21 protein-coding genes and 1 tRNA gene are annotated in these 23,074 nt (G+C 72.1%); 7 read left to right on the top strand and 15 right to left on the bottom strand.

The window, feature by feature from the left end; all coding sequences use genetic code 11:
* Positions 1–27: 27 nt before the first annotated feature.
* A complete protein-coding gene (locus ACIBK5_RS06935; RefSeq protein WP_370443954.1) occupies positions 28–105 on the bottom strand; it encodes a 50S ribosomal protein bL37 in 78 nt (25 codons plus the stop codon).
* Between the two features lie 256 nt (positions 106–361).
* Here ACIBK5_RS06935 and ACIBK5_RS06930 point away from each other — a divergent pair, with 256 nt between their 5' ends.
* On the top strand, positions 362–1,828 hold the full coding sequence (locus ACIBK5_RS06930; protein WP_399016972.1) for an amino acid permease: 1,467 nt from the start codon (positions 362–364) through the stop codon (positions 1,826–1,828).
* A 35-nt stretch (positions 1,829–1,863) separates the two neighbouring features.
* Positions 1,864–2,958 carry a succinyl-diaminopimelate desuccinylase gene (dapE, locus tag ACIBK5_RS06925; protein WP_399017299.1) on the top strand — a complete coding sequence of 365 codons (1,095 nt, stop codon included), beginning with the start codon at positions 1,864–1,866 and terminating at the stop codon, positions 2,956–2,958.
* Between the two features lie 28 nt (positions 2,959–2,986).
* Here the strand turns inward: dapE and ACIBK5_RS06920 are convergent, their stop codons facing one another.
* Positions 2,987–4,588 (bottom strand): PucR family transcriptional regulator, encoded by a 1,602-nt coding sequence (locus tag ACIBK5_RS06920; protein ID WP_399016970.1) that lies wholly within the window; start codon positions 4,586–4,588, stop codon positions 2,987–2,989.
* Positions 4,589–4,803: 215 nt separating this feature from the next.
* Here ACIBK5_RS06920 and ACIBK5_RS06915 point away from each other — a divergent pair, with 215 nt between their 5' ends.
* Together ACIBK5_RS06915 and menC are read left to right on the top strand one after the other, a co-directional pair.
* Entirely contained in the window at positions 4,804–5,754 is a 951-nt protein-coding gene (locus tag ACIBK5_RS06915) for a chorismate synthase (protein WP_399016969.1), read from the top strand.
* Positions 5,751–6,872: an o-succinylbenzoate synthase gene (gene menC / locus ACIBK5_RS06910; protein ID WP_399016967.1), complete on the top strand. Its 1,122-nt coding sequence runs from the start codon at positions 5,751–5,753 to the stop codon at positions 6,870–6,872. Before ACIBK5_RS06915 ends, menC begins: the two co-directional genes overlap by 4 nt.
* A 56-nt stretch (positions 6,873–6,928) precedes the next feature.
* Here the strand turns inward: menC and ACIBK5_RS06905 are convergent.
* From ACIBK5_RS06905 to ACIBK5_RS06855, 11 genes are all read right to left on the bottom strand, one after another.
* A tRNA-Pro gene (locus tag ACIBK5_RS06905) sits at positions 6,929–7,002 on the bottom strand.
* A gap of 43 nt (positions 7,003–7,045) precedes the next feature.
* On the bottom strand, positions 7,046–7,279 hold the full coding sequence (locus tag ACIBK5_RS06900) for a hypothetical protein (protein WP_399016966.1): 234 nt from the start codon (positions 7,277–7,279) through the stop codon (positions 7,046–7,048).
* A gap of 140 nt (positions 7,280–7,419) precedes the next feature.
* Positions 7,420–8,751 (bottom strand): MFS transporter, encoded by a 1,332-nt coding sequence (locus tag ACIBK5_RS06895; RefSeq protein WP_399016964.1) that lies wholly within the window; start codon positions 8,749–8,751, stop codon positions 7,420–7,422.
* Positions 8,752–8,784: 33 nt separating this feature from the next.
* Entirely contained in the window at positions 8,785–9,735 is a 951-nt protein-coding gene (locus ACIBK5_RS06890) for a catechol 2,3-dioxygenase (protein ID WP_399016962.1), read from the bottom strand.
* A 9-nt stretch (positions 9,736–9,744) separates the two neighbouring features.
* Positions 9,745–10,794 (bottom strand): 4-oxalomesaconate tautomerase, encoded by a 1,050-nt coding sequence (locus ACIBK5_RS06885; RefSeq protein ID WP_399017297.1) that lies wholly within the window; start codon positions 10,792–10,794, stop codon positions 9,745–9,747.
* A gap of 11 nt (positions 10,795–10,805) precedes the next feature.
* Complete coding sequence (locus ACIBK5_RS06880; protein WP_399016960.1) at positions 10,806–11,516, bottom strand: 4-carboxy-4-hydroxy-2-oxoadipate aldolase/oxaloacetate decarboxylase; 711 nt, start codon at positions 11,514–11,516, stop codon at positions 10,806–10,808.
* Positions 11,513–12,268, bottom strand: a complete 756-nt coding sequence (locus ACIBK5_RS06875; protein ID WP_399016958.1) for a PIG-L deacetylase family protein — start codon at positions 12,266–12,268, stop codon at positions 11,513–11,515. The genes ACIBK5_RS06880 and ACIBK5_RS06875 overlap by 4 nt, the downstream gene beginning before the upstream one ends.
* A gap of 46 nt (positions 12,269–12,314) precedes the next feature.
* Entirely contained in the window at positions 12,315–12,965 is a 651-nt protein-coding gene (locus ACIBK5_RS06870) for a GntR family transcriptional regulator (protein ID WP_399016956.1), read from the bottom strand.
* A 91-nt stretch (positions 12,966–13,056) separates the two neighbouring features.
* Entirely contained in the window at positions 13,057–14,016 is a 960-nt protein-coding gene (locus tag ACIBK5_RS06865; protein WP_399016954.1) for a M28 family metallopeptidase, read from the bottom strand.
* Between the two features lie 12 nt (positions 14,017–14,028).
* Entirely contained in the window at positions 14,029–16,797 is a 2,769-nt protein-coding gene (locus ACIBK5_RS06860) for a hypothetical protein (protein ID WP_399016952.1), read from the bottom strand.
* 135 nt (positions 16,798–16,932) lie between these two features.
* Positions 16,933–17,937: a LacI family DNA-binding transcriptional regulator gene (locus ACIBK5_RS06855; protein WP_399016950.1), complete on the bottom strand. Its 1,005-nt coding sequence runs from the start codon at positions 17,935–17,937 to the stop codon at positions 16,933–16,935.
* Between the two features lie 111 nt (positions 17,938–18,048).
* On the opposite strand from ACIBK5_RS06855, the gene ACIBK5_RS06850 reads away from it, so the two are divergent.
* Positions 18,049–19,212 (top strand): Gfo/Idh/MocA family protein, encoded by a 1,164-nt coding sequence (locus tag ACIBK5_RS06850; RefSeq protein ID WP_399016948.1) that lies wholly within the window; start codon positions 18,049–18,051, stop codon positions 19,210–19,212.
* 4 nt (positions 19,213–19,216) lie between these two features.
* Here ACIBK5_RS06850 and ACIBK5_RS06845 read toward each other — a convergent pair whose 3' ends face one another.
* On the bottom strand, positions 19,217–19,828 hold the full coding sequence (locus tag ACIBK5_RS06845) for a TMEM175 family protein (protein ID WP_399016947.1): 612 nt from the start codon (positions 19,826–19,828) through the stop codon (positions 19,217–19,219).
* A gap of 114 nt (positions 19,829–19,942) precedes the next feature.
* Positions 19,943–20,977: a LacI family DNA-binding transcriptional regulator gene (locus tag ACIBK5_RS06840; RefSeq protein ID WP_399016945.1), complete on the bottom strand. Its 1,035-nt coding sequence runs from the start codon at positions 20,975–20,977 to the stop codon at positions 19,943–19,945.
* Positions 20,978–21,085: 108 nt separating this feature from the next.
* Here ACIBK5_RS06840 and ACIBK5_RS06835 point away from each other — a divergent pair, with 108 nt between their 5' ends.
* Together ACIBK5_RS06835 and ACIBK5_RS06830 are read left to right on the top strand one after the other, a co-directional pair.
* Positions 21,086–22,243, top strand: coding sequence for a phytanoyl-CoA dioxygenase family protein (locus ACIBK5_RS06835; RefSeq protein WP_399016943.1), 1,158 nt, complete (start codon positions 21,086–21,088; stop codon positions 22,241–22,243).
* An 8-nt stretch (positions 22,244–22,251) separates the two neighbouring features.
* On the top strand, positions 22,252–23,028 hold the full coding sequence (locus ACIBK5_RS06830; RefSeq protein WP_399016941.1) for an SDR family oxidoreductase: 777 nt from the start codon (positions 22,252–22,254) through the stop codon (positions 23,026–23,028).
* The last annotated feature ends 46 nt before the right edge of the window (positions 23,029–23,074 follow it).

The following is a 23,074-nucleotide window of genomic DNA, read 5'->3' as shown; positions in this document are numbered from 1 at the left end:
ACGTGTCGGCGTGCCCGCAGGACTTCCTCAGGACTGCGGACGGCTGCCGTGGTTCGCGCCGTTCTTGCGGCGGGCCTTCTTCTTGCGACGTCGCTTCGAGGACATCGAACCTCCTCTTTCTTGCTTTTTGGCCACTGTCCACCGGATTGTCGCATCCAGTGATCACAGAGCGCCTTTCCAGCCGCCGCTACGGCAAACACACCCGATGGGTACGCACATGGGTGGCCTACGTCACTGGCGCGAGGCATTGGCCGGTGGGCCAAAGCGGCCCCCGTCGTCTTGGCCGACGCGCACACCCCTCTCCACGCCCCCGTTCCGCATCATCAAGGGCCACAGCGGGAGTCATGGGAGGAGTGAACGCGTGGACAGTGTGCGAACCAGGCCGCGGAGATCCGTCGGCGAGGCCGGTATCCGCGGCAGGCTGACGCGACGGCGGGACGTCGCCGATCTGGTGGCGGAGGCCGACGGAGGTCAGCTCCGCCGGACCATGGGGCTCACCCAGCTGACGCTGCTCAGCGTGGGTGCCACGCTGGGCACCGGGATCTTCGTCGTGCTCGGCCAGGCGGTGCCCGAAGCGGGCCCGGCCGTGGTGTTCTCCTTCGTGCTCGCCGGGCTCACCGCGCTGTTCTCCGCCCTGTCCTACGCCGAGCTGGCCGGCATGATCCCCGGTGCCGGGTCCTCGTACAGCTACACCTACGCCACGCTCGGCGAGCTGGCCGCCTGGGTCTGCGGCTGGTGTCTGGTGCTGGAGTACGGCGTCTCGGTGGCCGCCGTCGCGGTCGGCTGGGGCCAGTACGTGAACGAGCTGCTGGAGCTCACCGCCGGCTGGACACTGCCCGCCTCGCTGGCCGCTCCGCCCGGCGCGGGCGGCGTGGCGAACGTCCCGGCCGCCGCGATCGTCGCCCTCGCCATGGTGGTGCTGCTGCGCGGTTCCCGGGAGAGCGCTGTCGTGAACGCGGCCATGGTGGCGGTGAAGGTGGCCGCCCTGGTGCTGTTCTGCGCCGTCGCGTTCACCGCGTTCCGCGCCGGCAACTTCCAGCCGCTGTTCCCGCTCGGCATGGCCGGGGTGAGCGCGGGAGCCGCCTCGCTGTTCTTCTCGTACATCGGCTTCGACGCCGCCTCGACCGCCGGTGAGGAGGCGAAGAACCCACAGCGCGACCTGCCGCGCGCCATTCTCCTCTCCCTCGGGCTGATCACCGCGCTGTACTGCGCGGTGGCCGTCGCGGCGGTCGGCGCCATGCCGTGGCAGCGGTTCGCGGGCACCGAGGCCACCCTCAGCGAGGTGCTCGTCCACGCGGTCGGCGGTGGCACCCTCTGGCCCGTCCTGCTGTCCGTCGGGGCGGTCGTCGCCACCACGAGCGTCGTACTCGCCGTGCAGTACGGGCAGACCCGCATCCTGTTCTCGATGGCGCGCGACGGGCTCGTCCCGCCGGTCTTCGCCAAGGTCCACGCACGGACCGGCGTGCCCCGCGCCAACACGATCATCGTGTCCGCGTTCGTCATGGTGCTCGCCGCCCTGGTACCGCTGGGCGCGCTCGCCGACGCCACCAGCATCGGCACGCTGTTCGCCTTCGCCCTGGTCAACGCGGCCGTCCTGATCCTGCGCCGCCGCAGCCCCGGGGCGCCGCGCGGCTTCCGGGTACCGATGGCGCCCGTGACCTGCACGCTGGGTGCTCTGTGCTGCGGCTACGTGATGTGGGGGCTCGGCGCCGGCACCTGGACCGCGTTCGGCCTGTGGATGGCCGCCGGAATGGCCGTCTACGCGCTCTACGGCATCAGACACTCCCGGCTCGGCCGGCCCGCACCCCGGAAGGAGAGCACGGAATGATCCCGCTGGACCCGGCCGCGAACCCGGTGGGCCTGATGGACCCTGTGGACCTGATGGACTCGGTGGACCTGGTGAACCTGGTGGACCCGGTGGACCTGGTGGACCTCACCAGGGCCCTGGTGGACACCCCCTCCGAGAGCGGCGAGGAGGCCGGTCTCGCCGATGCCGTGGAGTCCGCGTTGCGCGCGCACCCACACCTCGGCGTCGTACGCGTCGGCAACTCCGTCGTGGCCCGCACCGACACGGGCCGCGCCGAGCGCGTGATCATCGCCGGACACCTGGACACCGTCCCGGCCGCCGGGAACCTGCCCTCCCGGCTGGACGGCGAGCGGCTGTACGGGCTCGGGGCGTGCGACATGAAGGGCGGCGTCGCCGTCGCCCTGCGGCTCGCGGCCGGGCTCGCCGCGCCGGTGCGGGACGTGACGTACGTCTTCTACGAGTGCGAAGAGGTCTCCGGCGACCGGAACGGCCTGAACCGCATCGCCGCCGACCGCCCCGAACTGCTCGAAGCGGACCTCGCCATCCTCATGGAGCCGTCCGACGCGGGCGTCGAGGCCGGCTGCCAGGGCGTCCTGAACGCGGACATCACGGTGCGCGGCGAGCGTGCCCACACCGCCCGCTCCTGGAGGGGCGTCAACGCCGCGCACCGGGCGGCCGCCGTACTCCGGCGTCTCGACGACCACAGCGCCGAGCGGATCGTCATCGACGGCCTGGAGTACCGCGAAGGGCTGAACGCGGTCGCCGTCCGCGCGGGCATCGCCGACAACGTCGTCCCCGACAGCTGCGTGATCAGCGTCAACCTGCGTTTCGCGCCGAGCCGTTCGCCCTCGCAGGCGGAGGCGTATCTGTGCGCGCTGTTCCCCGAGTACGAGGTGGAGGTGACCGAGGTGGTGCCGGGTGCCCTGCCCGGGCTCGGCCAGGGAGCGGTGGCCTCGCTGGTCGAGGCGCTGGGTGCGGTGCCCCGCCCCAAGCTGGGCTGGACGGACGTGGCCCGCTTCACCGCGCTCGGCACGCCCGCGCTCAACTACGGCCCGGGCGACCCGACACTGGCGCACACCGCCGGGGAGTACGTGGACATCGGGCAACTGCGGGAGTGCGAGCGGCGGCTCGCCGGCTGGCTGAGCGGCTGACCGCCCCCGCGAGACAGCCGGCCGGGCGTCAGGACCGGCCGGTGCCGCGCAGGCCCCCGAGCGTGCGCGACTGCAGCCACAGCACCAGCCGCTCGTCCGGGTCGTCCAGATCGACGCCGAGGTGCTGCCGCAGCTGTCTGAGGCGGTACCGGCAGGTGTTGGGGTGGACGGCGAGCAGCCTCGCCGCCCGCGCGACGTCGCCCCCGGCCTCCAGCCAGCACACCAGGGTCCTGGCGTAGTCGGTGCCGTGCCCGGCGTCGTACGCCAGGACCTCCCGCCAGGACCCGGCAGTCAACTCCCGCTGCCCGTCCATGAGTTCCCGCAGCCGCAGCAGCGTGACCCGGGCCCGTACCTCCGTCACGACGGCGACGCCTTCGTCCGGGCCGAGCACCCGCAGCACCAGGTCGGCGTCGTCCCGCGAACCGCGCACGGCCGCCGGCTCCGCCACCGCGTCGCCCAGCCCGGCCCGCACCCGGATCCGCAGCGCCTGAGCCGCGCGCCGCACGATGTCCTCGGCAAGGCGCCGGTGCCGCTCCTTCCGCCCCGCCGTGCCGCCCGACTCCGCACCGGTCACCGGCAGCAGCGCGTACACACGCCCGTCGGCCAGCACGCACGCGTGCCGCCCGTACCGCGCCTCGCAGTGCAGCCGTACGAGGTCGAGCAGCCGCAGCGCGGTCTGTTCCTCGTCGGGCATGGACACGGCGCCGTCGAGAGCGAAGGCCACGACCCGTACCAGGGTTCCCTCGGCGAAGCCGAGGCGCTGCGCGGCGCCCGGGTCGGCGCTGCCGTCGAGGAGGCGGCGGAGCAGGTCGCTCGTCAGCTGCCGGGACAGTTCCTCGCCGGCCCGGGCCCGCAGCATGAGCAGGGCGGCCGTGGACGCGCCACGGGCGAGCGCTTCCTCGCCATCGGGGGCGAGATGTCCGTCGTCGACGACCCACACCGACCCGAGCGTCTCGCCGCCCGCGCGGACCGCCACGGCGAGCCGCGGCAGTTCCTCGCCGTCCAGCGCGGCGAGCCGTACGGGACCGGGGGCGGCGAACAGGACGCGGTACTGCTCACTGTTCTCGGGGCTGCTCGGCACCTGACGGCCCAGAATGCCCTGCCGCCGGGCCTCGTCGACGGCCTGCCGGGGCAGGGTGGAGTACGCCAGGATCCGCTGCCGGGCGTCCTCGATGACGGTCGCGCCTCCCACTGCCGCGGCCACCGCGTTGGCCAGCGAGAACAGGTCCCCGAACGCCGCTCCGCTGTCCCCCGGTCCCGGCCGGGACCCGATCGCCGAGGCCAGCAGCAGATGGACGTGATGCCAGGCGGCGTCCTCGTCGACGGCGAGCAGCGCGAGGCCGTGGGCCTTCGCCGCGGCCACCGTCTCGGGCTGCGAGGCCCCGCCCCGTACGACGAGTCCGGCCACCCCGGCCGCGGCGGCGTCGCGCGCCAGCGGTTCGACCTGGTCCGGCGGCAGTCCGACGGTCAGCACCAGGGCGCCGGGCGCGCTGCGCGGGAACGGGTCCCCGTGGCCGTACAGCAGGATCTCGGAGACGCGCGTGGCGAGGCCGTCCGCCGGGGCGCTGAGCACGCGGAGCAGGGGCTCGCCGAGGGTGCCGATCAGGTCCTCGAGGGTGCGGGCGTCCATGGGTGGTCGGGCTCCTGGGACGGTGGGGTACGGAGGGGCGACGGGTTCTTCGGCGGGTTTCTCGGGTTCTCGGTTCTCGGGTTCTCGGTTCTCGGGTTCTCGGGTTTCTATCGGGCGATGATCCCGGTCTCCCTTGGCCGATCGCTACAGAGACCGGTGCCCTCATTGTGCCTGCGGACAACGGGCGCCCGGCCCCGGCGCCGGAGACTCGCTGCATGACACCTGTGACGATCCCCGCCGCCGGGTCCGGGCCGGCGGAAGCGCCCCGCACAGCCGGGGGAACAGCGCACGGCGCCTGGGCCGACATCGCCGGTGCCGCGGCCCGCACCGCCGGGGTCACGGTCCGTACCGTGCACGACGTGGCCGGCATCCACGCCGTGGCCGACTTCCTCGCCGACGTGTGGCAGACGCCCAGGGCCACCCCGCCGTATCCGGCCGAGGTGCTGCACAGCCTGGTGCACGCCGGTGGCGCGGTGCACGCCGCGTACGCCGCCGGGCCGTCGGGCGAGCGGCTCGCCGGGGCGGCGGTGGCGGTGTTCGGTGCCCCCGCCGAGCGGGACGTGTACTCGTTCGTCGCGGCGGCGGCCGCGGCGGGCCGGGGCGTGGGCTTCGCGGTCAAGCAGGCGCAGCGGCTGTGGGCGCTGGAGCGGGGCGCCACCACCATGCGCTGGACCTTCGACCCGCTGGTCCGCCGCAACGCCCGCTTCAACCTGGTCAAGCTGGGCGCGGTCGGCAGCGAGTACCTGGTCGACTTCTACGGGCCGATGAACGACGGCGTGAACGACGGCGACGAGAGCGACCGGCTGACCGTCACCTGGGACCTGGCGACGGGGACCACGCGCACGGACGGTCTCGCCGCGGCCCGCTCGGCGGCCGGCGGCGTGACCCGGGCACCGGACGGCGGGCCGCTGGCCCTGCGCGACGCGGACCGGCTGTGGTGCCGTGTGCCCGAGGACATCGTCACGCTGCGCGCCGCCGACCCGGCCCTCGCGCTCGCGTGGCGGCACGCCGTCCGCGGGGTCTTCACCGAGGCGTACGCGGAGGGCCTGCGCGCGACGGCCATGTCACGCGACGGCTGGTACCTGCTGACCCGTTCGTCGTCCGACACCCCCGGCCAGACTTCCCACGAGACGGCCCACGCGACGTCGAACGAGAGGCAGCGATGAAGCTCGAACGCGTGGAACTGCTCCACGTCGCCATCCCGCTCGTCACCCCCTTCCGCACCTCATTCGGGACGATGACCAGCAAGGACACGTTCCTGCTGCATGTGTTGACCGACGAGGCCGAGGGCTGGTCGGAGTTCGCCGCCGACCCCGAGCCCCTGTACTGCTCGGAGTTCGTCGCCGGTGCCGAGACGGTCATCCGGGACTTCCTGCTGCCGCGCGTGGCCGCTCTCCCCGAGCCGACGACGGCGGCCGTCGCCCCCGCCATGGCCTCCGTCAAGGGCCACGAGCTGGCCAAGGCGGCCCTGGAGACCGCCCTCCTGGACGCCGAACTCCGCGCCTACGGGATGTCCCTGGCGACGTTCCTGGGTTCGGTGCGCGAACGGGTCCCCGCGGGCGTCTCGGTCGGCATCAAGAACTCCGTGCCCGAACTGCTGGACGACGTAGAGCGCTACCTCGACGAGGGCTATCTCCGTATCAAGCTCAAGATAGAGCCGGGCTGGGACGTGGAGCCGGTGCGGGCGGTACGCGAACGCTTCGGCGACGCACTCCCGCTCCAGGTCGACGCCAACACCGCCTACACGCTCGCCGACGCCGACCATCTGCGCCGGCTCGACGCCTTCGGGCTGCTGCTGATCGAGGAGCCGCTGGAGGAGAACAACCTCCACGCCCACGCCCGGCTCCAGCGCCGCCTGCGCACCCCGGTCTGTCTCGACGAGTCGATCCACTCGGCGCGCGACGCCGCGTCCGCGATCGCGATGGACGCCTGCCGGGTCGTCAACGTCAAGCCGGCCCGGGTCGGCGGCTATCTCGAAGCCCGCCGCATCCACGACGTGTGTGCCGCCCACGGCGTGCCGGTGTGGTGCGGCGGCATGCTGGAGACGGGCATCGGCCGCGCCCCCAACCTGGCGCTGGCCGCCCTCCCGGGCTGCACCCTCCCCGGCGACACCTCGGCCTCCCGGCGCTACTTCGCGGAGGACATCACGGAACCCTTCACCCTCCACGACGGCCACCTCCCGGTACCCACGTCCCCGGGCATCGGCATCTCCCCCCTCCCGGACGCCCTCGCCCGCTTCACGACGTCGAGGCGGGAGCTGTACGCGGCACGGCCCCGAGCATGACCGAGGGCCGATTTCGGATGCCTCCGAAATCGGCCCTCAGCTACGACTCCCATGAGTCGGGACGACAGGATTTGAACCTGCGACCCCTTGACCCCCAGTCAAGTGCGCTACCAAGCTGCGCCACGTCCCGATGCGTCTCGCGCGGGTGAACCGCGTGATCACGCAGGTCAACCCTACCGCACCCGGGGAGGGGCCTCGGCCTCGCGGCCCTCGTGGTGGCTGCGGCCGATCTGGGCCCCGGTCCGGCCGGCGAGGCCCACGGTCGAGACGGCGACGGCGAGGACGGCCCACCAGGGGATCTCCGCCTTGGTCGCGTGGCCGGCGCAGGCCGCGACGGCCAGGAGCGCCGGGACGGCACCCCCGATCAGTCCGGCACGCCGGACGGTTCGGTGCCGCGTCTCGTCCACGTCGTGGTCCCCCTTCGCCTGCGCGATCGCGCGCCCTGGGGAGCTCGACTCCCGGGCATATGCCGCAAACAATACGCGAAGTCGACGGCAACTCCCGACCAGGGCATACAGGTTGAGACGGACATCGGGTGATGTGTCCCTCAGTGCGCGCCGATCAGCGCCCGGCCCGCACCGTCCCCGGCCGGCCGGCGCGCACCGCGTATCGCGGCCAGGCCGATGAAGACCATGGAGGAAAGACCCGCCAGCGCGAAGGCGGTGAAGCCCCAGTCGCCCTTGTTCGCGGCGAGCAACTGGCCGCCGAGCCACGGCCCGAACACGGCGCCGAAGCGGCCCATCCCGGAGGTCCAGCCGACGGCGGTGGCGCGGCTCTCCGGTGCCGAGCGGATGGAGACGGTCGCGTAGATCATGGTCTGGGCGCTGTTGAGGAAGACGCCGGTCAGGAAGACGACCGTGAAGGTCAGCGCGAGCGGCATGTGGACGCTCAGCAGAAAGACGCCGGCGGCGGTCAGCGCGAACCAGATCGCCGAGATGCGGGGTGCCCCGAAGCGATCGGCGGCGCGGCCCGCGACCAGCATGCCGACGATGCCACCGAGGTTGAACAGGACGACGAAGGTGAGGGCGGAGCCGAGTTCGTAGCCCTCGCCGCGCATCAGCGTGGGCAGCCAGGTGGCGACCCCGTAGACCAGGAGCAGGCCGCCGAAGGACGCCACCCAGTAGAGCAGGGTCTGGATCCACTCACCGCCGCGGAACAGGTGGGCCAGGGAGGCCCAGCGGGAAGGGACGGGTGCGGTGTCCCCCGTCTTCGCCGGGGGGAGTTCGACGCCGTAGCGGCTCGCCAGTGCGTGTGCCTCCTCGGTGCGGCCCTTGGCGAGCAGGAAGCCGAGCGACTCCGGCAGGAACTTCGCGAGCACCGGCGCGAAGAGCAACGGGGCGACACAGACCCAGAACGCGGCGCGCCAGCCGAGCGGTTCGACGACCCAGAGGGCCACATAGGCGGAGAGGACGCCGCCGGTGTGGTGGGCCGTCATCAGCAGTCCGATGGTGAGGGCGCCGCGGCCGCGCGGGGCGTAGTCGGAGACCATGCTGATCGCGGTGGGCAACAGACCTCCGAGACCGATGCCGGCCAGGGTGCGACCGAGGCCGAACACCGCGACGCCGTTCGCGATCGCGCACAGGCCGGACGCCAGGGAGAAGAGGGTGACGCAGCCGACCATCAGCTTCTTGCGGCCGATCCGGTCGGCGACCGTGCCCGCGGCGAGGGCGCCGACGAGCATGCCGAACGTGGCATAGCTGCCGAGATCTCCGGCCTGGTCCGGGGTGATGCCGAGGGCCCGCTCCGCCAGCATGTGGGGCAGCACCGAGCCGTAGATGAACATGTCGAGGCCGTCGAAGAGGACGGCCAGCCAGCACAGGGCCACGACCAGGAGGGCGAGTCTGCTGCCGCGAGTGGTCAGGGAGGGTGAAGAGGGCATCGTTGGTCTACCTCTCGTGTGGGGTGTGTTCCCTCAGGCGGTCGGCGGTGTCCCGTGCGTGTGGAAGGACTCGATGGTCTTCAGCCCCCAGGCCTGGCCCCTGGCGCGCTCCGCCTCGGTCCAGGTGATCAGCGGCCAGTCGGGGGCCAGCACCAGGCGGGTGAGCGGGTTGCACAGTTCGACGCGGTTGCCGCCGGGCTCGTAGACGTACAGGAAGAACGTCTGCTGGATGGCGTGCTTGTGCGGGCCCGTCTCGATGAACACGCCGGTGTCGATGGCGAGATCGGCGGCGCGCAGGATGTCCTCGCGGGTGTCGGTGGCGAAGGCGATGTGGTGCAGTCGCCCCGTCGAGCCGGTCCAGTCCTCGGTGTAGACGACGTCGTAGGACTTGTCGGTGAAGGTGAGCCAGCGGGCCGCGATCCGGCCGGAGTCGAGCCGGATCTGCTCGGTCGGCCGGGCGCCGAGGACGTGTTGCTGGAACTCGGCGTTCGCGAGCACGTCGGCGGCGAGGAAGTTGACGTGGTCCAGCCGCCGTACGCCGACTCCGCGGTCGGGCTTGGCCTGCGGCTGGTTCTTCAGCGCGGGTTTCAGCTCGTCGGGAGCCCGGTAGTACTCGCTCTCCCAGTACAGGGCGTGCTCGTGGCCGTCCGGGTCGGTGGTGACGTAGAGCTTGCCCAGGCCGGGTTCGTCCTCGGTCCAGTGTCCGGTGCCGCCGGTCTCCTCGACCGCCCGCACGCGGCGGTGCAGCGCCTCCTCGCTCGATGTGCGCAGGGCGAGCCGGCCGAGGCCCGGCCGGTCGCGGGCGGTGAGGACGAGGCTGTGGTGCTCGTAGTCGTCGTACGTCCGCAGATAGACCGTGCCGCTCTCCTGGCCGCTGACGGTGAGGCCGAGATAGTCGGTGAAGAAGGCGACGCTGGCGTCCAGGTCGGGGGTGAAGAGCTGGGTGTGGCCGATGTGGGCGATGTCGCCCAGGGGTGGGGTCATCAGGAGTCCTCAGGAGGTGGGGCGGAAGCCGGGGAACACCGTGCCGTCGAAGATCTTGCGGGCCGTGCGCACCACGGCCGTACGGCGGGCCACGGGCCTGCCGGCGGTGTCGGTGCCGACGCCGCACTCGATGTCCAGGAAGCCGGTGGGGTGTTCGACACGCACCAGGTCGCTTCCGGCGGGCAGGTGGGCGAGGTCCGCGCCGACGGCGCCCTCGACGCGCAGTCCGGCGGCGACTCCGGCCGCGCCGAGCACGCCGATCGAGGGGTGGCAGCGTACGGGGATGAAGGTGCGGGTGGTGATCGCGCCGCCGTCGCGGGGCGGGGCCAGCAGGGTCAGTTTGGGCACGGTCGTGTCCGTCACGTCGCCGAGTCCCATGAGGCGGCCCGCCTTCAGCCGGATCGCGTGCAGCCGGCCGGTGAGGGCGGTGTTCTCTTCCAGGTCGGCGGGTGCCTCGTAGCCGGTGACGCCGAGGGAGGCGGCCGCCGTCAGGACGGTCGGCATGCCGTTGTCCACGCAGGTGACGGGGACGCCGTCGATGTCGTCCCGGACGTTGCCGGTGGGCAGCAACGCCCCTTCGACGGGCGGGAATTCGAGGGTCACGGGGGCGGCGGTGCCAGGGACACCGGCGATCCCGGTGTCCCCCGTGTAGTCCACCCGGCCGCCCGGGGTGGCGAAGGCCGCCGTCGCGAGGCCGCCCGAGTTGACCATGCGGATCCGGACGGCGGTCCGCTCCTCCCCCGCCGGGACCAGCCCGCGTTCGACGGCGAACGGGCCGACACCGGCCAGGATGTTCCCGCAGTTCTGACGGCTGCTCACCTCGGGCCGGTCGACGGCCACTTGGAGGAACAGGTAGTCGACGTCGGCGCGCGGGTCGGCGGAGGGCGACAGCACGGCGACCTTGCTGGTGAGCGGGTGCCCGCCGCCCAGGCCGTCGATCTGCCGTTCGTCGGGGCCGCCCATGACACTCAGCAGGAGCGCGTCGCGGGCGTCCGGGTCGGCCGGCAGGTCCTCGGCGAGGAAGTAGGCGCCCCTGGAGGTGCCGCCGCGCATCAGCATGCAGCGCACGGTCACGGCCGCTCCCCGGACCGCAGATGGTCCTCGTACGACGTGTACGTCACACCGAGGCGCACGAGCTGCTCGCGCAACCCGTAGCGGTCCAGGCCCAGTTGGCCGTCGAGGAAGGCTGCGCGGGTGGCGGCCTCCTTGCGCTCCCGGGCCTCGGAGGCCTCGGCCGCGCGCCGGGCCCGCTCGCGGGGGACGACCACGACGCCGTCGTCGTCGGCGAGGATCACGTCGCCGGGGCGGATCACCTGGCCGCCGATCACGACGGGCACGTTGACCGAGCCGCCGGTGGCCTTGACGGTGCCCTGGGCGGAGACTGCGGCGGCCCAGGCGGGGAAGCCCAGGGCGCGCAGTTCGGCGGTGTCGCGGATGCCGGCGTTGATGACCAGGCCGCGTACGCCCCGCCGGTGGAGTGCGGTGGCGAACAGTTCGCCGAACATGCCGTCGGTGGACGGCGAGGTGGTGGTCACCACCAGGATGTCGCCCGGGCCGCACTGCTCCACGGCGGCGTGGATCATGAGGTTGTCGCCGGGCCAGCTGAGCACCGTGACGGCGGTGCCCGCGATCCGGGTGTCCCGCTGGACGGGGCGCAGACCCGGGCCGAGCAGTCCGGTGCGGCCCATGGCCTCGTGCACGGTGGCGACGCCGTACCCGGCGAGGGCCTCGACGTCCTGGGAGTGCGCCTTGGGCGGGCCGGTGACGATGACGCCGCTCATGCCAGCTCCTTCGCGATCTGCGGGTAGGGGCGCATGTACGCCTCGGCCAGGGTCCGGTGCGGCAGGCCCAGGTTGGGGCCGGCGTTGCGCTTGAGCTGGACGCCTCGGCGGACGGCGAGGTCGGTGTAGTAGTCCCACAGGTGCCGCTGGGCGGCGAGGCACTCCATGGCCTTGCGCTTGGTCTCCCAGACCTCGGTGATGTCGAGCAGCACCTCGGGCCGGAAGCCGCTCATCTCGGGCTGGTGCGGTTCGAAGCAGAAGACCGGCGGGGCGCCGATGATGTCGCCCTCGCCCGGGTAGCCGATGGCCTGGGCGAGGATCCGGGCCTCCAGGGCCATGCGGTGGGCTGCCGGGTGGTCGCCGTTGTACGGGTCGTCCGCCGGGTGGGTGAGCACGATGTCGGGCTGGGTGTCCCGGTAGAGCGCGACGAGCCGGTCGGTCAGCTCGGGGGTGACGAGGAGCGGGTAGTCGCCGGCGTCGAGGAAGCGGACCTCGGCGCCGAGTGTGGCGGCGGCCTGCTCGGCCTCCTCGCGGCGCAGCGCCTTGATCTCCTCCAGCTGCTTCCCCTCGCGCCAGGCCCTGGCGGACTCGCCGCGCTCTCCGAAGGTCAGGCACGCGATGGTGACCTGCTCGCCCCGGGAGGCGGCCAGGGCGATGGCGCCGCCCGCCCGCCACACGAAGTCGCCCGCGTGCGCGGTGACGACGAGGGTGGACCGTGGTGGGGAGGTGGCGGGCGCGTTGCCGTGGGTCATGCTGCGTCTCCTCGCTGGACAGGTGCGCGCCCGCCTCACGCGTGTGTCAGTCGCGCAGCGCCTCGATCACACTGCCGAGGTGTGCGCGGACGGCCGCCTCGGCCGCCTGCGGGTCCCTGGCCCTGATCGTCTCGATCATGGCCAGGTGCTCGTTCAGGGATTGCTGGGGGCGCCCTGGGCGCAGCGCCAACTGGAAGCGGTGGCGCACCAGTTGGGCGTTGAGCCGCTCCAGCAGCTCCACTGCCGTCCGCTGGCCGGAGAACTCCCGGACGCGGGCGTGCAGTGCGTGGTTGAGGTCCGAGTAGGTGACCGGCTCGCCGTCGGCCACGGCCTTGGTCATCGCCGTGCCGAGGGCGGTCAGTTCGGCCAGTTGCTCATCGCTCGCCGCCACGGCCGCCTTCGCCGCGCACAGCCCTTCCAGGGCCATGCGGCACTCGGTGATGGCGACCGCTTCCTCCACGGTCACCACCCGCACCCGCGAACCGCGGTTGCGGATCCGTTCGACCAGTCCCTGGGCCTCCAGATCGATCAGTGCCGCCCGGATGCTGGCCCTCGTCACACCGAACCGCTCGGCGAGTTCGTTCTCCACCAGCCGCTGCGCCGGTGCCATCTCGCCGTGCAGGATCGCCTGCCGCAGCTGCGCGAGCGCGTGCTGCTTGGCCTGCTCTCCGGTGCTCGGACGGGCTTGAGTCGGCATGCGTTGCCCTCCCTGAGTGAGTGCCTGTCGAAGGTAAATCTAGCCAAACAAGATTGTCAACAATTTTGTCGGCTAGATTGCTCGCAAGCTCTCATTCAGGGAGGGCTTCGGCCAGTACGGTCGCCAGAGTGAACTTCGTGATGTCGGCGAGATAGCCGTAGTCGAGCGTGTCCGGGTCGTCGGAGGTCCGGTGGTAGTGCGGGTTCCCCTCCCCTTCGTACGCGCCGATCGCCACATCGCCCCGTGCTTCGAACGGCATGTAGTCGCTGGCGAAGATGGGGCCCAGTCGAACCGGCAGCGCCGTGTGGTCCGCCGCCGCCTGCGCCATGATCTCGCCGAAGGCGTGTGAGGCGGCGTCGTTGCCCGGCACGGCGTTCCCCAGGTCGCGCTCCACCGTCACGGTGCCGTCCGCCGGAGGTCTGCCCACCATGTCCAGGTTCACGACCCGCAGGGCCGAGACCCCCGCGGCCTGGAGTGCCGCCGCGTACGCCGTGGCCCCCCACAGTCCCTGCTCCTCGCCCGAGAAGGCCACGAACCGGACCGTGCCGGCCAGGGCGACCGGGGCGAGCAGACGGGCGATCTCCAGCGTCGCGGCCACCCCGCTGGCGTTGTCGTCCGCGCCCGGCGCACGGGCCGTGGCGTCGTCCGGGTCCTGCATACGGCAGTCGTAGTGGGCGCACAGGATGATGACGGGCCCGTCGGCCGAGGTGCCGGGCTTGGTGCAGATCACGTTGTCGGCGCTGTGACCGGCGTTGGTCCAGGTGCGTCTGGTCACCTCCGGGTATCCGGCCGCCGACAGCCGGCCGGCGACCTCGCCCGCGGCCGGTCCGATGAACGGCGAGAAGGTGTGCCGCGTGGGGAAGTTCGCCAGGGCCTCCACGGTGTCGCGCAGCGCGTCCGCCGACACCGAGGCGACGAGCGGGGCGATCGACTCGTCCGCCCGCTTGCCCGCCAACCCGCCTTCCGCCGGCACGAAGGGTTCGGCGGGGCTGGGCGGGTCGCCCTTGAGCGGTGGCACGAACGGCAGGCCCTCGAGTACGTCGCGGTTCATCGCCTGCCCCCCTCAGCCGGGTTGGAGTTCTGGCTGGCAGTAGGCACAGCCGGTGTAGCCGCGGGCGAGCGCGTCCTCGGCGCGCAGGAAGGGCACCTTGCTGCCGGCGCCGAGCCTGGACCAGTGCGGGCAGGTGGAGATGTGCAGTTCGCCGCTGCGCGGGTTGCCGAAGAAGAAGTCCTCCAGTTCCTTGACGGCCGTGATCTGGATGGTCATCCGCCCCGCGATCAGCCCGTCCTGGTACTGGGTGGCCACGAAGGGATAGAGCCGGAGGTGTTCCGCGTGCTGGGAGAAGTCGATGGTGATGTCGGCCGCCACCCGGTCGTCGGGCTCCAGCGTGAACCCCTCGACGACCGCCGTCGCGCCTCCGGGCATCTCCAGCGTGGAGCGCACCGCGCCCGTCTCGGTCACGGTGCAGCCGGTCAGCTCCGCGCCCTGTGTGACGCGGGTCAGCGTGCGGATCGAGACCCGGCTGTCGTCCGGCAGGGCCGTCGCGTCCAGCTGCCAGGAACCGGTGGTCCTGGCGAGGCCGCCGCGCAGCGTGATCGTCATGTGCGTCTTGCCGCCCGGTGTGACGAGCTGCGGGGCCACGTTCCGCTGCGCCACGTTGTTGTCGAACCGCACCAGGTGCCCGTGCGGCACCGGCCCGTTGAGGGTGGCGGTGACGGCGGGGTCGGGCGCGCCGTGCACGACGGCGACCAGGCATTCGTGGTCGGCGATCTGCGGGGTCCACACGAGCGGTCCCACCCGCACCGCCCCGCCCGCGGGGATCGGCTGGTCGATCACCACGGTGCCCAGCGAGCGGAAGTGCGTGGGCCAGAGCATCCCCGTGCCCGGATCGCACCGGAACGCCTCCACCTGGAACGCTCCGCTCGCGGCCTCCTGGGTCCCTCGGTTGTGCACCCGCACATAGAGAAAGTTGGGCCGGTCGTTGACGGGCGGCTCGTGGCCGAGTTCGGGATTGTCGCCGGTACTGATGTCGTTGTTGCGGACCCAGATGTCCGGGGACTCCCAGAACGGGACACCGCTCGGCACCGAGCCGAGGTCGGCGGGGTTGTCGCCGATCCAGACGTCCACCGGCCGTGGCGCCCACAGTCCCTGGTTCACGAAGGCCTCGTCCATCACCTTGCTGTAGAGGCCACCGGTGAGCGTGGAGTCGGCCGTGATGCAGCCCCTGGCCATGCTCACGGCGTGGCCGCGGCCCGAGGAGGAGTCGTCCGGCACGATGAGGAGCATCTCCAGCATCGTCCTGTTGATCGCGTCGGCCGCGGCGATCCGTACGGCGGGATCGGGCGAGTCGCCGCCCATGCCCAGGTAGCACCGCCACAGTGCCGTGCCGAGCATCGAGTTGCGCAGGTTGACACCGAAGCCGTTGAACGCCGGGTCGTCGAATCGCTGGGGGACGTCGAGCCGTCGCTCGGTGCTCCACCGGTCGGTCGCGTTGTTATCGAAGGGGAACGTCTCCGTGCGCCGGTGCCCGTCGGGGTTGAACCGGTCGCGGTAGACGGCGGGCAGCGCGTCGCAGACGCTGTGCTCGTACGAACCGGAGCCGCCATGCTGGGCGTCGAGCCAGTCGAACACGCCGTGGGCGTATTCATGGCCGATGACGCCGAGGTCGCCGGCGTCCGGTGCGCCGCCCTCGCCGAAGCGGATCCGCGGGGGTGTCAGCGTGCCGTGCCATTCGCTCTGGTCCTGGCCGTCATAGGCCTGGGCGTCGACCTCGACCTTGGTCATGTTGGTGTTGAGCGTCGCGTTGCCCAGGGTGCGCAGATAGCGCGCGAAGGAGTCGAGCCAGTAGTAGGCGTTCGCGCTCAGGAAGGCACGGTCGTCGGGGTAGGGCCGGTAGGTGAAGTCCGGCGACGTCTCCTCCGGCTGGGGGAAGACCGGGGTGTCCCAGTCGATGCACCGGAACCAGTCCCCGTCGAGCCGGAATCTGCCCCCGACGGCCGGAGCGACCTCCGCCCGGACGTCCCGGCACGAGGTGTCGAGCGTGGCCGCGCTGGAACCGCCGTGCACGGTGGGGTCGTCGGACTCGGTCACGGGGTCGGGCATGAAGACTCTGAGGCCGGCCGTCACGTATTTCCCCGCGAGGGCGAGCCAGAGCAGTTTTCCGGACACGGCGTCCACGACGACCCGGAAATGTTCGAAGGGGCCGGTCGTCTCGACAAGCAGATCGTGCACGAGATGGAGGGCGCCGTCGGGCTTCCGCCCCTTTTTCAGCAGGGCGACCGACGCGGTGGGATAGTCCGTTTCCGGCAATGCGGGCCTGGTCGTGTCCCGCAGATACACCAGCTCGTCCCTGACGATTCCGGCGGATGCGAAATCGCCCTGGAACGGCGCGAGGGCGTTCTTCCGCACGGCGTCGAGCGGCTGGGCCGTTCCGGGGTCGGGGGCATCCGTGACATCGACCTCCGCCGTGTGGTCGACCTGGATGACGGCGGCCTGTTTCACATCGGCGACGGCCTGAACGGTGGCGCCCAGGATCGGGAGGTCGTGGTGGAACTGCTGGTAGCGCACGCGCAGGGTGGCCGCGCCTTCGGCGGCGTCCACCTCGCGCAGGTCCATCCTGTCGGTCTTGAGGTCAGCGGAGCGCGCCTTCATGAAACGGTCGATGGCCTTGCGAGCCGTCGGTGCGCGGGTCAGGGTCGCCCCGGGATCCGCGTAGGCCCGCAGGACACCGTCGGCGTCCGCGTGTTCACCCACGTCCGGAACCATTCTCAGCGGCTTGTGGGCCTCCGGGCCCGGCATGTTCCTCTGCTGTCCGGCGTGGTGCGCATTCATGAGATGCCTCCTCCAGCGAACGTGGAGGGAAAGAGAAGAAGACGCCAAGCCGCCTTGGCACTCTCGGATTTGGGGTGTCGGAATAAATTCTAGTCCCGTGCACCAGGGGCGGCGACTCGGGAAATCCCGCCGGAATCAGCCTCGTTGAAAACGAAACGTGGTCCCCCGGACTTCCAGCGTCGGCGTCGCCAGGTGCACGCGCCCCTCTCCCCCGGGCCGTTCGAAACGGTCGAGGAGGAAGCGGGCGGCGCGGCGGCCGACCTCGTGGCCGGCGTTGTCGACGGTGGTGAGCCAGAGATGGCGCAGCCGGGAGATGCTCGTGTTGTCGTAGCCGACGAGGGACACGTCGTGCGGGACGCGCAGGCCCAGTTCCTCCGCCGCCGAGAGGGCGCCCACGCAGGTGATGTCGTTGACGGCGAATACGGCCGTGGGCCGGTCGGGGCGGCTGAAGAGGCGGACGGCGGCTCGGTAGCCGCCCTCCTCGGTCATGTCGCCGGTCTCGACGACGGCCCGGTCCGCCAGGCCGTGCTCCCGCATCGTGGCCTCGAAGCTGCGGCGGCGCAGTTCGCCGACGGCTCCGTACCCCGCGAGGTGTGCGATGCGGCGGTGGCCGAGGCCGATGAGGTGCTCGGTGACCAGCCGGGCGCCCTTCTCGTCGTCGCCCGCGACCTGGTCCACCCCGGGCGGCACCGGCTCACGGGCGCCGGCCAGGACGACCGGCATCCGCGCGGCGACCGCGCCGAGGGCCGCCGGGTCGGGCAGGGTGCCGACCACGACCAGTCCGTCGACGCGCAGGTCCAGCAGCGGGTCGGCCGGGTCCTGGCCGGTGCGGCGGTTGAGGCGCGCGTCGGCCAGCAGCATGTGCAGGCCGTGGGCGTGCAGCAGGGAGTTCAGGCCGTCGAGGAGGTCGACGAACCAGGGGTTGCGCAGATCGTTCAGCAGGACGCCGACCGTGCGGGTGCGCTGTTCGCTGAGACTGCGGGCGGCGGCGTTGGGCCGGTAGCCGAGCTCCCGGGCCGCCCGCAGCACGGCTTCCCGCTTCTCGGGCCGTACCTGGTCGGAGCCGCGCAGCGCGAGGGAGACCAGAGACTTGGAGACGCCGGCCCGTTCGGCCACGTCACGGATCGTCGGCGGTCTCATGGGATGGACCGTTCCATGTGGGTCACCGGCTTGTCAAAGGGTTGACAGGCACGGGAAACCGCGCTCAGGGTGGGCTGGACAGGTTCTGGAACGGTCCAAAGAGGGGCTCTCATGGTGGACACGCTCGGCGTCGCCGTCATCGGATTCGGCTGGATGGGGCGGGTGCACACCCAGGCGTACGCGCGCGTGCGGCACCACTTTCCGCGGTTGCCCCTCGTCCCGGAGCTGGTGACGGTCGCCGAGGAGGTGCCGGGCCGGGCGGAGGAGGCCGCCGCGCAGTTCGGGTTCGCCTCGACGACGCGGGACTGGCGCGAGGTGGCCGCCGACCCGCGGGTGAAGGCGGTCAGCATCACCGCGCCGAACTTCCTGCACCGCGAGATCGGCGTCGCCATGGCCGAGGCGGGCAAGCACATCTGGATCGAGAAGCCGGTGGGTCTGACCGCCGAGGACGCCGGTGCGGTGGCGGACGCGGTGGCCAAGGCGGGGGTGCAGGGCGCCGTCGGCTTCAACTACCGCAACGCGCCCGCCGTCGAGGCGGCCCGTGAGCTGATCGCCTCCGGGGAGATCGGCACGGTCACCCATGTGCGCATCCGGCTGTTCAGCGACTACGCGGCTCATCCCGAGGGTGCGCTGACCTGGCGGTACGAGCGGGAGCGTGGCGGCAGCGGGGTGCTGGGCGATCTGGCCTCGCACGGCACCGACCTGGCCCGGCATCTGCTCGGTGACATCACCTCCCTCACCGCCGACACCGCGGTCTTCCTGCCCGAGCGGGCCCGCCCGACCGGCGCCACGGCGGGCCACAGCCGCGCCTCCGGCGGGGAACTCGGCCCGGTCGAGAACGAGGACTACGTCAGCTGCCTGCTGCGCTTCGCCTCCGGGGCGCGCGGTGTCCTGGAGGCCTGCCGGGTCTCGGTCGGAGAACAGAACAACTACGGCTTCGAGGTGCACGGCACGAAGGGCGCCGTGTTCTGGGACTTCCGCCGCATGAACGAACTGGGCGTCAGCCGCGGCACGACGTACCAGGACCAGTCCGTCACCACGGTGTACGTCGGCCCGGGCCACGGCGAGTTCGCGGCGTTCCAGCCCGGGGCGGCGAACTCGATGGGGTACGACGACCTGAAGGTCATCGAGGCGTACCGCTTCCTGCGCTCGGTCGCGGAGGGCACTCCGCACGGGGCGACGCTCACGGACGCCGTGCACAGCGCCGCCGCACTGGACGCGATGGCGCGGTCGGCGGCCACTGGGGCGTGGGCGGACGTGTCCGCGGAGGCATGACGTCTCAGGCCTGCTTCTGGAGGCGGCGGCCGAGGAGGAACCTCACCGGGACGAGGACGAGCCACAGCCACATGGCGTGCGACCCCACGACCAGGGCCAGCGGGACGGTCACGGCGAACACCGCCACCATCGTGGCGCTGTCGATGAGGTAGAGCGTGGTGCCCGCCTCCGACGGGGTGCCGTGGCGAAGCCAGGGGCGTCTGGCCAGGACGGCCGCGAGCGCCAGGTGGCCGGCGCCCATCGCGGCGACCGCCCCCGCGTAGACGGCGACCGAGACGGGCTCGTCGCCGTACTCCGCGAGCAGCCTGGTCGGGAAGGGCACCAGGGCCGCGACACCCAGTCCGGCGATGGACAGGGTGATCACCTGTCCGTCGACCTCCCGCACATCACGGAAGATCCTGCGGTGGTCGTGCCAGAAGCTGCCGAGCACCGTGACGCTGAGCGCGTAGGCCCCGAGGTCCGGGAGCAGCCGGCGCAGGGCCTGGTCGTACTGGTCCGCGTCCAGTCCGCGCGGTACGTAGAGGTCCAGGACCAGCAGTGTGATGGCGATGGCGAACACGCCGTCGGCGAGCGTCAGCAACCGGTCGGGCCCGCCGTCCGGGCGCGATGTCCACATGGGCCGACGGTAGGGGTTCCGGAAGCTCCCCATCTGACGCACTACGCCGAGCGGAGCAGCCGGCCCAGGGGCGCGGGGAACCGCGCGACCGGCCCCCACCGACCCGCACCCGGCTCACACCCCCGCGGCCTGCGGCGGCATGTTGTACGGCGTCACCACCTGGATCGCCGACGGCAGGGTCGGTCCCGCCGGCGGCAGCGCGTCATGCGCCCGCATGACGGTGTGGCAGGCCTCGCGCACGTCCTGGCGCAGGTCGTGGTGGAGCACGGCGGACAGCCGGTGCTCGCGCAGCAGCCGGGTGTTGTCGTGGTCGAGGTCGTGCGCGACGAACACGGCACACTCGCGGCCGAGGTCCTCGAACGCCCTGAGCGTGGCGATGTTGCCGCCGCCGATCGAGTACACCGCTCGGATCTCCGGGTCGCGTTCCAGCGCGGCCCGCACGACGTCGTACTGGGTGGCGTCCAGGCCCTGCCCCTCGGCGATCTCGACCAGCGCGCGCTCCGGGTGCCGGGCGCGCATCCCGCCGCGGAAGCCCATCTCGCGCTCCTCCTCGTTGCGGAAGAAGCCGCTGCTGAGGCTGGTGAGGATGTTGCCCGGCCGGTCGCCGAGCCACTGTCCCATCAGATACGCGGCCGTCGCCCCGGCCGCCCGGTCGTCGATGCCGACGTAGGCACGGCGGGCGCTGGCGGGCAGGTCGGTCACCAGGGTCACGACCGGGATGCCTGCGGCTTCGAGCCGGCCGACGGCCGCGGTGACCTCGGGGACGTCCGGGGCCTTGAGGATCACGCCCTGCGAGCCGCGCCGGGCGATCCGGTCCAGGGTCCGCACCAGTTCCCCGGCCGGGCCGGTCTCGCGGAAGTGGAAGCGGGAGCGCAGCACCGCCGGGTGCAGGGACGGCAGCTCGGCCTCCAGGGCGGCGCGGATCGCCGTGGTGAAGCGCTCGGGTGCCTGCATCACGATGTCGACCATGAACGTCCGGCCGACGAGCCGGACCTGGGTGCGCTGCCGGTCCAGGTCGGCGATCGCACGGCGCACCTCCCGCGCGGTGCTCTCCCGCACGCCGCCCCGGCCGTTGAGCACCCGGTCGACGGTCGCCTCGCTCAGCCCCGCCTGACGGGCGATCTCCCGGATCGGGAAGGGGTGGCCCATGCGCCGGCTCCTTGAGGGGTTTTTGATGGCTGCCTGCTGGTTGTTCGAGGGGTTTGTACTGACAAGAATGACAGGGCTGCGTCGCTCCGTGACCCCGAAGGGACGACGATGTCCTTCACTTCCGTACACCACCGTGCCTGGCTGTCCGAGCAGGACTGCGATCTCGACGCGTTCCGCGCGCTGGTCGAGCAGGCGACGGACCCGTCCGACTATCCGCACGCCTCCGCCGTGGAGCGGAACGTGCCGGTCTACGAGGCCGGTCTGCTCGAGGGCGACCGGGTGGTCCAGGCCGAGCTGTCCCGCGCGCTCTCCGACGGTCCCGGCATCGTCGTCTTCCGCGGTGCCTTTCCCGACCCGGACGTCGTGGACCGGGCCACCGCCGTGTTCGACGCCCTGATCGCCGAGCAGCGCGCCTCGGGTGCGACGGCCGGTGACCACTTCGCGAAGCCGGGCGCCAACGACCGGGTGTGGAACGCGCTGGAGAAGGCTGCCCTGTACGACGCGGAGGCCTTCGCCGACTACTACGCCAACGAGGTGCTCGCGCTGGTCGCCACGGCCTGGCTGGGCCCCGGCTACCAGGTCACCTCCCAGCTCAACGTGGTCAACCCGGGCGGCGCCGCGCAGAGCGCGCACCGCGACTACCACCTGGGCTTTTTGTCGAACGAGGTCGCCGCCGCCTACCCCGCGCACGTGCACCGCCTCTCCCCCGTGCTGACCCTCCAGGGGGCGGTCGCGCACTGCGACATGCCGGTGGAGTCCGGGCCGACGATGTATCTGCCGCACTCGCAGAAGTACGAGCACGGCTATCTCGCCTGGCGGCTTCCCGAGTTCCGGGCGTACTTCGAGGCGCACCAGGTGCAGCTGCCGCTCGCCAAGGGCGACGCGGTCTTCTTCAACCCCGCGCTCTTCCACGCCGCCGGCACCAACCGCTCGGCGGACATCCGGCGCATGGCCAACCTGCTGCAGGTGTCGTCCGCGTTCGGGCGGGCGATGGAGACGGTGGACCGGGAGGCCGTGGCCAACGCGGTGTACCCGGCGCTGCTCAGGCGCGGGGCCGAGGGCGCCGACCAGGCATGGCTGGACCGGGTGATCGCGGCGAGCGCCGAGGGCTACCCCTTCCCCACCAACCTCGACAGCGACCCGCCGGTCGACGGCCTCGCCCCGGCCTCGCAGGCGGATCTCCTGCGCCGGGCGCTGCGCGAGAAGTGGACGCCGGAAGCGCTCCGTGCGGAGCTGCGGGCCGGTACCGAACGGCGAGAGAGCTGAGGAAACCTGTGGGACTTCTCGACGACAAGGTCGTCCTGGTCAACGGCGGCAGCCAGGGCGTCGGCGCGGCCATCGCGCGGGCCGCGGTCCGGGAGGGGGCGGTCGTGGCCGTCTCCGGGCGGCGCCCCGAGCCGGGCGAGGCCCTGGTGGAAGAGCTGATCGCCGCGGGCGGCAAGGCCCTGTACGTACGGGCCGACCTGTCGGACGCCGAGCAGGCGAAGGCCTCCGTGGCCCGGGTGGTCCAGGCGTACGGCCGCGTCGACTGTCTGGTGAACTCGGCCGGGCTGACCTCCCGCGGGACCCTGCTGGACACCACGCCCGAGCTGTTCGACCAGCACATCGGGATCAACCTCAAGGGACCGTTCTTCGCCATGCAGGCGGCGGTCGCGGACATGGTCGCGCGCGAGGCGCCCGGCACGGTCGTCAACATCATCACGTCGTCGGCACACGGCGGACAGCCGTTTCTCGCGCCGTACGTCGCCGCGAAGGCGGGGCTGATCGGGCTGACCCGCAACGCCGCGCACGCGCACCGCTGGGACCGGGTCCGGATCAACGGGCTGAACATCGGCTGGACGGCGACGGAGGGCGAGGACGCGACGCAGCGGGCGTTCCACGGGGCCGGGGACGACTGGCGTGAGCAGGCCGCGGAGAAGTTGCCGATGGGCAAGCTGGGCCAGCCGGACGAGATCGCCGACTTTGTGGTCCTCCTGCTGTCGGACCGGTCCGGGGTGGTCACCGGGTCGATCATCGATTGGGATCAGAACGTGCTCGGTGGACTCGACTGAGGAACAAAGCGCGTAGCAGCACCCCCCGTTTACACCAAGGAGCAAT

It is taken from the genome of Streptomyces sp. NPDC050546, from assembly GCF_044457425.1.
In the GTDB taxonomy this organism is placed as follows: domain Bacteria; phylum Actinomycetota; class Actinomycetes; order Streptomycetales; family Streptomycetaceae; genus Streptomyces.
Note: the sequence above shows the minus strand (reverse complement) of the source record. Positions and strands in the feature narration are given on the sequence as shown.